The organism is Nocardiopsis lucentensis DSM 44048, from assembly GCF_000341125.1.
GTDB lineage: Bacteria > Actinomycetota > Actinomycetes > Streptosporangiales > Streptosporangiaceae > Nocardiopsis > Nocardiopsis lucentensis.
Window position 1 is genome coordinate 1 of sequence record NZ_ANBC01000806.1, and the last position, 10,898, is coordinate 10,898.

Consider the following 10,898-nt stretch of genomic DNA (forward strand, 5'->3'; position numbering starts at 1 on the left):
GCGGCAACCAGGCCGTCATCGACGGCGACGTGCCGGTGAACATCACGGGCAACGCGGTCGGCGCGGTGCTCGGCACCGCCGGGGCGAGCTCCACCGGTGACACCGCCGAGGTCGACCACATGAGCGCCCCGGTCGAGCACCAGTCGGGTGTCCTGGACGCCGCCCCCGTCCTGCACGAACTGCCCGAGGTGCCCGTCTCGGAGATGGTCCCCGTCCAGTACGGCCTGAGCGAAACCACGACCCAGGCCGTCCAGGAGCACGCCCCCGAGCGGGCCGACGAGCTGCCCGAGGCCTCGGCCATGCAGGCCGCCGACCCGGTCGGCCAGCTGCTCGGGGTCGCCGGCGTGGGCCTGTAACGACCCAGCGGGGTCTTCGACCCGGGGCCGTGGGCCGCACGGCCGGAGGAGTGCGGTGTCTCGTTCCGTAATGGATCGCGGTGGACTGCGAGACGCCGAACACCACCGGACGGCGGTACACGCCCGGGGGAAGAGGTTCCGCGACCGGCGCTCCGGCGCCGCGGACACCGTCCGTGTCCGGTGAGTCGCCTCCGCACTCCCGTTCCGTAATGGATCGCGGTGGACTGCGGGAGCGTGGGGGTGACGGTCACCGACCCAGGACGTGAGCCGAGTCCTCCCGGGAATATCCGGGAGGACTCGTCGCATTCTGGTGGTCGTGGAACGCCGACTCTCCGAGTGTGACTGATGTCACTGCGAAGGTGGGTTCCGGGTGCTCTCCGGAGCCGCAGGGCGATCGTGGGAGACGGTCGCCACGGCCACGCGCGGACGCCGTGGAGCGGTATCGGTTCGGATAACGCTTATTCTGCGGGTGCCGGTGGTTGTGAGCCTGGCGCCCGGGTCGGGGAGGAACCCCGGACTGGAGGAGCCACTCACCCATCGACGGGGGAGGGCCTGGTATTCGGTTACTGTCGGTTCCCAGGAAACCGCAGGACCACGGTCGGACAGATCACGTAGGGCTAGACGTAGGGGAACAGCGTGCCACCCACGAAGGGCAGCGCCGGCAAGAACGGCTCGAAGGACAGCGGACGGCAGGGAGCGGGAACCGCTCTGGTCATCGTCGAGTCGCCCGCCAAGGCGAAGACCATCGCCGGCTATCTGGGCCGCGGCTACGTCGTGGAGTCCAGCATCGGCCACATCCGTGACCTGCCCACCAAGGCCGCCGAGATCCCCGCCAAGTACAAGGGGCAGCCGTGGGCACGGCTCCGCGGGGGCNCGCTCTACGTCGTCAACGCCGACAAGAAGTCGCACGTCAAAAAGCTCAAGGAGCTCATGGCGGAGGCCGACGAACTGCTGCTCGCCACAGATGAGGACCGCGAGGGCGAGGCGATCGCCTGGCATCTGCGCGAGGAGCTCAACCCCAAGATCCCCGTCCGCCGCATGGTGTTCAACGAGATCACCAAGGACGCCATCCAGCGCGCGGCCAACAACACGCGCGACCTGAACACGCGGCTGGTCAGCGCGCAGGAGACGCGCCGCATCCTGGACCGCCTCTACGGCTACGAGGTCTCCCCCGTGCTGTGGAAGAAGGTCATGCCCAAGCTCTCCGCCGGGCGGGTGCAGTCGGTCGCCACACGCCTGGTGGTCGAGCGCGAACGCGAGCGGATGGCCTTCACCTCCGCCGAGTACTGGGGCATCAAGGCGGTCTTCGACGCCACCGAGGCGGGCGTCACCGAAGGGCCCGCCTCCTTCCCCGCCGCTCTGGTCAGCGTGGACGGCACGCGTGTGGCCCTCGGCCGCGACTTCACCTCCCAGGGCACCCTGCGCTCCGACCGCTCCGTCCGCCACCTGGACGAGGCGGCCGCGCGCGGACTCGCCGAGCGGCTGACCGGCGCCGGTTTCGCGGTCAAGTCCGTGGAGCGCAAGCCCTACCGCCGCTCCCCGTACGCGCCGTTCCGCACCACGACCCTCCAGCAGGAGGCGTCCCGCAAGCTCGGCCTGTCCGCGAAGCAGACCATGCAGGTCGCCCAGCGGCTGTACGAGAACGGTCACATCACCTACATGCGCACCGACAGCACCACGCTGTCGGAGAGCGCGGTGACCGCCGCGCGTTCGCAGGCCCGGCGTCTGTACGGCGCCGACCACGTGCCCGACAAGCCGCGTGTGTACGCCAGCAAGGTCAAGAACGCGCAGGAGGCGCACGAGGCCATCCGCCCGGCGGGCGATGAGTTCCGCATCCCCTCCCAGACCGGCCTGTCCGGACCGGAGCTGCGCCTCTACGAGCTGATCTGGAAGCGCACGGTCGCCTCCCAGATGAAGGACGCGGTCGGCGAGTCCGTCACCGTGCGGATCGAGGGCACCTCCGCCAGCGGCGAGGTCGCCGAGTTCAGCGCGACCGGCAAGATCATCACCTTCCACGGGTTCCTCAAGGCCTACGTCGAGGGCTCCGACGACCCCGCGGCCGACCTGGACGACCGCGAGCGGCGCCTCCCGGCGATGGCCGAGGGCGACCCGCTCAAGGCCCAGACGCTGGAGGCCGAGGGGCACAGCACCCGTCCGCCCGCCCGCTACACCGAAGCCACCCTGGTCAAGGAGTTGGAGGAGCGGGAGATCGGGCGCCCGTCCACCTACGCCTCGATCATCGGCACCATCCTGGACCGCGGCTACGTGTTCAAGAAGGGCACGGCGCTCGTGCCGTCCTTCCTGGCCTTCGCGGTGGTCCAGCTGTTGGAGCGGCACTTCGGGAACCTGGTGGACTACGAGTTCACCGCCCGCATGGAGGAGGTGCTCGACGACATCGCCCGCGGCGAGACGGAGAGCCTGCCGTGGCTGCGCCGTTTCTACTTCGGCGGGGAGGACCCGCAGGGTCAGCAGGAGACCGGTCTGAAGGAGCTGGTGGGCGACCACCTGGCCGAGATCGACCCCAAGGAGGTCTCCTCCCTGCCGCTGCCCGGCACGGACATCGTCCTGAGGGTGGGGCGGTTCGGCCCGTACCTGGACCGGAACGGGGAGCGCGCCAACGTCCCCGAGGACCTGGCCCCTGACGAGCTGACCAAGGACAAGGCCGAGGAGCTGCTCGCCCAGCCCAGCGGCGACCGTGAGCTCGGCACCGACCCGGAGACCGGCCGCGCGATCGTGGCCAAGTCCGGGCGCTTCGGTCCCTACGTCACCGAGGTCATCGAGGAGCCCTCCGAGGAGAACGGCAAGGGCAAGGCGAAGACGAAGGTCAAGCCGCGCACGGGCTCCCTGCTCAAGTCGATGGACCTGGACACCGTCACCCTGGAGGACGCGCTGCGGCTGCTGTCGCTGCCCCGCGTCGTCGGCGAGCTCGACGGTGAGGAGGTCACCGCGCAGAACGGCCGGTACGGCCCCTACCTGAAGAAGGGCACCGACAGCAGGTCGCTGGAGACCGAGGAGCAGATCTTCACGGTCACCCTGGACGAGGCCAAGGCGCTCTTCGCCCAGCCCAAGCAGCGCGGGCGCCGCGCGGCCGCTCCGCCTCTGCGCGAGCTGGGCCAGGACCCGGCCTCCGGCGCCAAGATGGTCATCAAGGACGGGCGGTTCGGCCCCTACGTCACGGACGGGGAGGTGAACGCCTCCCTGCGCAAGGGTGACGAGGTCGGGTCGATCACCGACGAGCGCGCGGCCGAGCTGCTCGCCGAGCGCCGGGCCAAGGCTCCGGCCAAGAAGAAGCCCGCGGCGAAGAAGACCACGGCGAAGAAGTCGACGACCGCCAAGTCCGGGGCCACGACGACGAAGAAGGCGTCGACCACGCGCAAGACCGCGGCCGCGAAGAGCACCGCGGCGAAGAAGGACGGCACGCCGCGGACGACGGCGAGGAAGCCCGCCGACGGCGAGTCCTGACACACCGCGTCCGCCCGGGCCTTCCTGAGGGAAGCGCCCGGGCGCGGTGTTCCCGGGCCGGGGCGGTGACCCGCCGCGAACACCCCCTGTCCGGGACTCATGTTCCGTACTAGTCTGTGTGTGGCGGAGGGGAACACGTGAAACGTGTGTGACCTCCAGTTCCATCTCTCGAATCACCTGCGGCGGATCGTCGACCCGCCGGTCCCTATCCCCCTCACCGATAATCTTGAGCGCTATGAGCAGATCTGCACCCCTGGGAGCGCCGTCCGAGGCGCGCCACGTCCTCGCGATCTCACCCTTCAGAAGGCTGTGGATCTCGCTTTCCCTCTCCAGCCTGGGCGACTGGCTCAGCCTGCTGGCCCTGATGTCGCTGGCGGCGATCTTCACCGCTGACAGCTCCCAGCTCGTCCAGTACCTGGCGGTCAGCGGCGTGGTGGTGATCAAGCTCGCCCCGTCGATCCTGTTCAGCCCTCTGGCCGGGGTGGTCGCCGACCGCCTCGACCGGCGCTGGACGATGGTCGTCGGCGACGTGCTGCGCGGTCTGCTGTACGTCTCCATCCCTCTGGTCGGGCTGTTCCTTCCCGGTTTCGCCCTGGAGTGGCTGCTCATCGCCAACCTCCTGGCCGAGATCGTCGCCCTGTTCTGGGCCCCGGCCAAGGACGCCACCGTCCCCAACCTGGTGCCCAAGAAGTTCCTGGAGCAGGCCAACCAGCTCAGCCTGCTCACCACCTACGGCACCGCGCCCGTGGCGGCCCTGGTGTTCGCCGCGCTCGCCTCGGTCAGCAACGTGCTCGGCGCGCTGCTGCCCTCGATGGCCAGCCCTGAGGCGGACATCGCTCTGTACCTCAACGGAGTCACGTTCTTCGTCGCCGCGATCGTGGTCGTCGGTCTACCGATCCCCAAGCACAAGGCGGCGAGTGACGACGAGGACGCGACCGCCGACAGCGGGATCCTGCGCGCCGTGTGGACGGGGTGGCGCTACGTCGGCGGGACCCCGCTCGTGCGCGGCCTGGTGCTGGGCATGCTCGGCGCCTTCGCCGCCGGGGGCGCGGTCGTCGGTGTCGGCCGTATCCACGTCGAGTCCCTGGGCGCGGGCAACGCCGGTTTCGGCATGGTCTTCGCGGCCGTCTTCGCCGGGATGGCGCTGGGCATGCTCGCCGGCCCGCGGGTGCTCAAGAAGTTCAGTCGCCGCCGCCTCTTCGGACTGAGCATCGTCGTCGCGGGCGTGGCCCTGCTGCTGGCCGGCGCCGTCGCCGACATGGTGCTCACCGCCGTGCTCACGGCGTTCCTCGGCATGGGCGCGGGGATCGCGTGGGTGATCGGTCTGACGATGCTCGGCCACGAGGTCGAGGACGAGTACCGGGGGCGGACCTTCGCCTTCCTGCACGGCGCGGCGCGGATCGTGCTGGTCGGTTCCACCGCCCTCGCGCCGATCGCCGCCGGCCTCATCGGCGACTACGCCCTGCCGGTCGGCCCGCTCACCTACGACCTGCGCGGCAGCGGCGTGGTCCTCATGGTCTCCGGTCTGTTCGCCGTGGTCGTGGCGCTCGTGTGCTACCGCCAGATGAACCGGAACGTGCCCGACGCCGGCCCCGGCCTGCTTCCCGAACTCGTCGCCGCCCTGCGCGGCGTCGACCCGAGGGGTGACGAGGACGAGGAGGAGACGGGCCACGGCGGCGCGTTCATCGTCGTCGAGGGAGGCGAGGGCGCGGGCAAGTCCACCCAGGTCCGCGAACTCACCGTGTGGCTGCGCGACCAGGGCTTCGAGGTCATCGGCACGCGGCAGCCGGGGGCGACCAAACTGGGCATGCGCCTGCGCGGGCTGCTCCTGGACAAGGAGAACTCGCACATCACGCCCCGGGCCGAGGTGCTGCTGTACGCGGCCGACAAGGCCGACCACGTCGAACGCGAGATCCTGCCCGCCCTCGAACGCGGCGCCGTGGTGATCAGCGACCGCTACGTGGACTCGCTGCTCGCCTACCAGGGGGCCGGGCGCGACCTGTCGTCGGAGGAGATCGGCGACATCAGCGCGTGGGCCACCCAGGGTCTGGTCCCGGACCTGACCGTACTGCTCGACGTCCGCCCCGAGGACGGGCTGTCCCGACTCGGCGGCCCAGCCGACCGCATCGAGTCCGAGTCGGCGGAGTTCCACGAGCGGGTCCGACAGGGTTTCCTGGGCCTGGCCAAGGCGGACCCGGACCGCTACCTGGTGCTGGACGCCCGGGAGCCGCAGGAGAAGATCGGCCGCGAGATCCGGCGCCGGGTCCGCGCACTGCTGCCCGACCCGGTGCCGAGCGGCTCGGAGGCCGTGACCGGGATGATCCCGGTCATCAAGGACGAGTAGCGCCCGCCGTCAGTGCCCGCCCCGGCGCCCGGGGCGGGCACGGGGCCCTCCGGGCGGTGGTCCGTACATCCCGGACAGCCCGCCCAGGGCGTCGAACCGTTCCCACAACGCTCGGTCGGGCGTCCCCAGGATGCTTCCCAGGATCAGCAGCTCGAGGAACAGGGAGTGCAGCGGCGCGGTGTCGGGCCGCGCTCCCTCCCCCCACATGCCGGTGATCCGCCAACCCCCGGGGCGGGGGGCGAAGACCGCCTCATAGAAGCAACGACCGGTCCAGCTCCGCATGACGAGGAGCCGGTCGTCCTCGACGAACGCGTCCCACCTCTCCTCCATCTCCCGGGAGACCAGCCCCAGGCGGATCCCCGCCCACTGGTCGGCGGTCCACAGGCGGGTGACGGGCGGCAGGGGGTAGGGCTCCAAGACAGGGGAGAAGCACGGAAAGTCCGCACGGGTCGCGGGGGGTCGGGAGATCGAGGCCATGGGTGGAACCTAGACGACGGTGCCCGTCGTCGGTGTCGGCTCCTATCCTTGAACCAGACATCAGCGCGGGTCCACGAGCGGAACCGCGCCGCGGGGTGTTCGAGGCGGGTGACGGGAGGGTAAAGGGTGACGGTCTTCGACGACCTCGTCGGCCAGGGCGCCGCGGTCGGCCAGCTGGAACGCGCCGTCGCCGCGGCGGGGGATCTGGTCGCGGGCGGTTCCGGCGGCGGAATGACCCACGCGTGGCTGTTCACGGGTCCGCCCGGATCGGGGCGCTCGGAGGCGGCGCGCGCCTTCGCCGCCGCGCTTCAGTGCCGGGACGGCGGCTGCGGACACTGCGGCTCCTGCCACCAGGCGCTCGCCGGGACCCATCCCGACGTGCTGTACGTGCGGCCGAGCGGGCTGAGCTACGGCGTCGCCGACACCCGTGACCTGGTCCTGCGCGCCGGATCCAAGCCCTCCGGGGGGCGGTTCCGCATCGTTTTGTTCGAGGACGCCGACCGGGCCACCGAGGCCGCCTCCAACGCCCTGCTCAAGGCGGTCGAGGAGCCCTCGCCCCGGACCGTGTGGCTCCTGTGCACGCCCACACCCGACGACCTGCTCGTCACCATCCGGTCCCGTTGCCGGCTGGTCACCCTGACCACGCCGAACACGCGGGAGGTGGTCGACGCGCTCGTCCGCCGCGAGGGCGTCGACCCGGAGACCGCCCAGGCCGCCGCGCGGGCCGCCGCCGGACGGCTCGACCGGGCCCGGCAACTGGCCACCGACCCCGAGGCGCGCAGGCGGCGGGAGGAGGTGCTGGCCATCCCCGCCCGGCTCGACGGGCTCGGCACGTGCGTCACGGCCGCCGCCCGCCTCTACGAGATCGCGGAGGAGGAGTCCAAGGCCCTCACCGCCGCCCTCGACGAGCGGGAGAGGGGTGAGCTGAAGGCGGCCTTCGGCGAGGGTTCCACCGGCAAGGGGGTGGCCAAGGCGGTCCGGGGCGCCGCGGGCGCGCTCAAGGAGCTGGAGGATCGACAGAAGCGGCGCGCCACCCGGATCAAACGCGACTCCTACGATCGCGCGCTGCTCGACCTGGCGGCGTTCTACCGCGACGTGCTCACCCTCCAACTTGGCGCGGGGGTGGAACGGTCCACCGCGGACCGCTCCGGCGACCTGGAGCGCGTGGCGCGGTCCAGCACCCCAGAGGGCACGCTCCGAAGGATCGACGCCATCATGGGCTGCCGCGAGCGGATCGCCGCCAACGTGCACCCGCAGATCGCCATGGAGGCCATGACCTCGGCTCTGCTCGCCGGTTGACCGTTCCCGGGGCGCCGCGGGGGAGTATCCCGCCCGGGATGATCGTTGCGGGTCGTGGGGGGCGACGGGCGGGGGCCGGGGCGAACCCGGTACCGGGTCCGGCACAATGGTGCGGCGCCGACGGCGCGCGCCGACCACGGTCGGCCGACACGGAGAGGGCGGACAACGGGTGGGCACGATCAATCGGGGGCCGCTGGCGGCCACGCTCGCGGGAGCGGTGCTGTTGGCGACCGGCTGCACGTTCGGCGGCGCCGACGAGGCCGGGGGGAGCCCCGAGGAGGCCGGTGCCACCGGCGCCCTGGCGGAGTTCACCGGTCAGGAGCTCGACTGGGACAGCTGCGAGTCCGGTCTGGAGGGCACCGAGTGCGCGGTCTTCGAGGTGCCCCTCGACTACGACGACCCCGGCGGTGAGCGGATCGAGATCGCGGTCAAGCGCCTGTCCGCCGAGGGCGACGACGTCATCGGATCGCTGGTGGTCAACCCCGGCGGCCCCGGGGGATCGGGGTTCGACTACGTCGACCAGGCCGCCTACACGATCAGCGACGACGTGCGCGAGCGCTTCGACGTGGTCGGGTTCGACCCGCGCGGGGTGGGGCGCAGTACGCCGCTCACCTGCCTGGACGCCGTCGAGCTCGACGAGTTCCTCGGCACGGACGTGGACTCCGAGGACGGGGACGCGGACCTGGCGGAGGTCACCGAGGAGGGCATGGCGGAGCTGGAGGAGAACAGCCGCGAGTTCGTCGAGGCCTGCGAGGCCAACGCGCCCGACCTCATGCTGCACATGGGCACCGCCGACGTCGCGCGTGACATGGACGTCCTGCGCGCGCTGCTGGGCGACGACCGGCTGACCTACCTCGGCGCCTCCTACGGCACGCACATCGGCGCCCAGTACGCCGACCAGTTCCCCGACCGGGTCCGCGCGCTCGTCCTGGACGGGGCGGTCGACCCGAGCCAGGACCAGCTCGACCTCAGCGTGGCGCAGGCGACCGGTTTCGAGACCGCGCTGCGGGCGTTCGTCGAGGACTGCCTGGGGCGGGAGGACTGCCCGCTGGGCGGTCCCGGCGACAGCGTGGACGACGGCATCGCGGTGCTGAACGACTTCCTGGAGGACGCGGCCGCGGACCCGCTCCCCAACGCCCTCGACGACCGCGAGGTCAACCGCACGCGCGCGGAGCTCGGCGTGCTCGCCGCGCTGTACACCGACGCCTGGTGGCCGCGGGTGCGCGAGGCGCTCACCGATGCCATGGACAACGGTGAGGGCACGGCCCTGATCCTGCTCGCGGACGACCTGTACAGCCGGTCCGAGCCCGAGGACTACGAGAACTCCACCGCGGCGCTCATCGCGGTCAACTGCTCGGACTCGCCGAGCCCGCGCGACGTCGAGGCCTACGCGCGGGCCGCGGCCGAGGCGGAGGAGGAGTCGCCGAACTTCGGCCCGGGGCTCGCCTGGGGCGCGCTGCCGTGCGCCTACTGGCCGGAGGAGGCCGTGGCCCCCGGCGGTCCGCTCGACGCCGAGGGAGCCGACCCGATCATGGTGGTGGGGACCACGCGCGACTCGGCCACGCCGTACGCCTGGGCGCAGGCGCTCGCCGAGCAGCTGGACTCCGGCTTCCTGGTCACCCGGGACGGCGACGGCCACACCGGCTACCGGATGGGCGACCGGTGCGTGGACGCGATGGTGGACGAGTACCTCATCGACCTGACCGTCCCCGAGGACGGAATGGCGTGCGCCTGAGGGAACCGACACGGTGAACGTGTACGAATCACCCCGGTGGAGGCGCTAGACTGGTGACCGCTTCGCCGCGTTGAACGCGCGGCGCGGTGCCGCCTTAGCTCAGTCGGCAGAGCGATTCACTCGTAATGAATAGGTCGTCGGTTCGATTCCGACAGGCGGCTCCACCCCTTCGGGCCCGTCCGGTTCTTCCGGGCGGGCCCGAGGTGTTTCTCCGGGGCGCCCGCGGCCGTGCGGACCGCGGCCGGCGCGGGGGGTCGCCTCCGGTCAATGGATGCTTACCGTACGTTGTGTCAGTTCGTGCCTGTTATGACCGGAATGCGGGTAGATGCGCACTATGAGTCTGGTGTTCATGGTGCTCCTGCTCGTGGGGGTCGTCCTCGTTCTCGGCGGGGGCTCCTACGCGGTGCGGCGGATCATCGCCTCGCTGGAGGAGCGCCTCGCGGCCGGACGGGCCCCGGGCGCCGAGCGGGTCGAGCCGTCCGAGACGCAGATCGGCGGATACGTGCCCGGGCCCCGGAGCCCCGACGACCTACCGCCGTCGTTGCGCGCCCGGGTGCGCAACCTCGTGTCGCTGGACCGGACCGAGGAGGCGGTGCGGATCGTGAGCGAGCGGGCCGACGTCGACGAGGAGCGCGCCCGGGGGATCGTCGCGGACCTGGGGGATGGTTCCGGCCCCGGACGCGCGCTGGATCCCTAGGTTCCCTTTCCCGGGGCGGTCACCCGGGGGTCTCGCCGTTCGGGCGCCGTCGGGGTGCCGTGGCGCAAGCGAGGCGGCGGGGCCGGAAGGGCGCCACCGGGGCCTGTCCTGAGTCCGGCTCAGTGGGACGGACCGCAGGACCCCGGTTCGGCCGTGCGCGATCGGTTCGCCGCCCCGCGCCACCCGTCGGTTCGCAGACGAAAGACCGCTTCGTCGCCTTCGCCAGGGAAGGCCCCCTGCTGGAACACGCCCTCCTGAACGAACCCCAGGCGCCGCGCCGCGCTCCGACCCCGTTGGTCCGTGAGGCGGACGAACCACGTGACCACGCTCAGGCCCAGCGGTCCGAACGCCTGGTCGAGCACGGCCGAGACGGCCCGGGTGGTCAGCCCGCGTCCCTCGAAGCGGGCATCGAGCCAACAGTCCACCGTGCCTGACCGCGCAGGAGTGTCGTCGATCTCCAGGTCGACCATACCGACCAGGCGCCAACCGTTCCCCGCCTTGACCGCGACGGCCAGTGGCAGCCGCGGG

General features: G+C 71.7%; 7 protein-coding genes, 1 tRNA gene and 1 pseudogene. 7 read left to right on the top strand and 2 right to left on the bottom strand.

Features of this window, described 5'->3' with window-relative positions:
- The 3 genes and pseudogenes from D471_RS0128175 to tmk form a co-directional block, all read left to right on the top strand.
- Positions 1-356, top strand: a pseudogene (locus D471_RS0128175) (hypothetical protein); the annotation flags it as partial.
- Positions 357-992: 636 nt separating this feature from the next.
- The gene (topA, locus tag D471_RS0128185) at positions 993-3,818 is read left to right on the top strand and encodes a type I DNA topoisomerase (protein ID WP_017601719.1); all 2,826 of its coding nucleotides are present in this window, start codon (positions 993-995) and stop codon (positions 3,816-3,818) included.
- Between the two features lie 235 nt (positions 3,819-4,053).
- Entirely contained in the window at positions 4,054-6,162 is a 2,109-nt protein-coding gene (gene tmk / locus D471_RS0128190) for a dTMP kinase (protein ID WP_017601720.1), read from the top strand.
- Positions 6,163-6,171: 9 nt separating this feature from the next.
- Here the strand turns inward: tmk and D471_RS37930 are convergent, their stop codons facing one another.
- Entirely contained in the window at positions 6,172-6,639 is a 468-nt protein-coding gene (locus tag D471_RS37930) for a hypothetical protein (RefSeq protein ID WP_152486484.1), read from the bottom strand.
- 126 nt (positions 6,640-6,765) lie between these two features.
- Here D471_RS37930 and D471_RS0128200 point away from each other — a divergent pair, with 126 nt between their 5' ends.
- The 4 genes from D471_RS0128200 (at position 6,766) to D471_RS0128215 (ending at position 10,370) form a co-directional block, all read left to right on the top strand.
- A complete protein-coding gene (locus D471_RS0128200) occupies positions 6,766-7,938 on the top strand; it encodes a DNA polymerase III subunit delta' (RefSeq protein WP_017601722.1) in 1,173 nt (390 codons plus the stop codon).
- 169 nt (positions 7,939-8,107) lie between these two features.
- Positions 8,108-9,673, top strand: a complete 1,566-nt coding sequence (locus D471_RS0128205) for an alpha/beta hydrolase (protein ID WP_017601723.1) — start codon at positions 8,108-8,110, stop codon at positions 9,671-9,673.
- A gap of 88 nt (positions 9,674-9,761) precedes the next feature.
- Positions 9,762-9,837 (top strand) — tRNA-Thr (locus D471_RS0128210).
- 161 nt (positions 9,838-9,998) lie between these two features.
- Positions 9,999-10,370, top strand: a complete 372-nt coding sequence (locus D471_RS0128215; protein WP_327084668.1) for a hypothetical protein — start codon at positions 9,999-10,001, stop codon at positions 10,368-10,370.
- Between the two features lie 119 nt (positions 10,371-10,489).
- On the opposite strand, the gene D471_RS37935 is transcribed toward D471_RS0128215, so the two are convergent.
- On the bottom strand, positions 10,490-10,898 hold a 409-nt coding region (locus D471_RS37935), incomplete at its 5' end, for a GNAT family N-acetyltransferase (RefSeq protein WP_017601725.1).

Excerpts from the sequence above, each read along its gene's own strand:
- tmk (WP_017601720.1), top strand. The coding sequence starts at position 4,054 with ATGAGCAGATCTGCACCCCTGGGAGCGCCGTCCGAGGCGCGCCACGTC.
- D471_RS37930 (WP_152486484.1), bottom strand. The coding sequence starts at position 6,639 with ATGGCCTCGATCTCCCGACCCCCCGCGACCCGTGCGGACTTTCCGTGC.
- D471_RS0128215 (WP_327084668.1), top strand. The coding sequence starts at position 9,999 with ATGCGCACTATGAGTCTGGTGTTCATGGTGCTCCTGCTCGTGGGGGTC.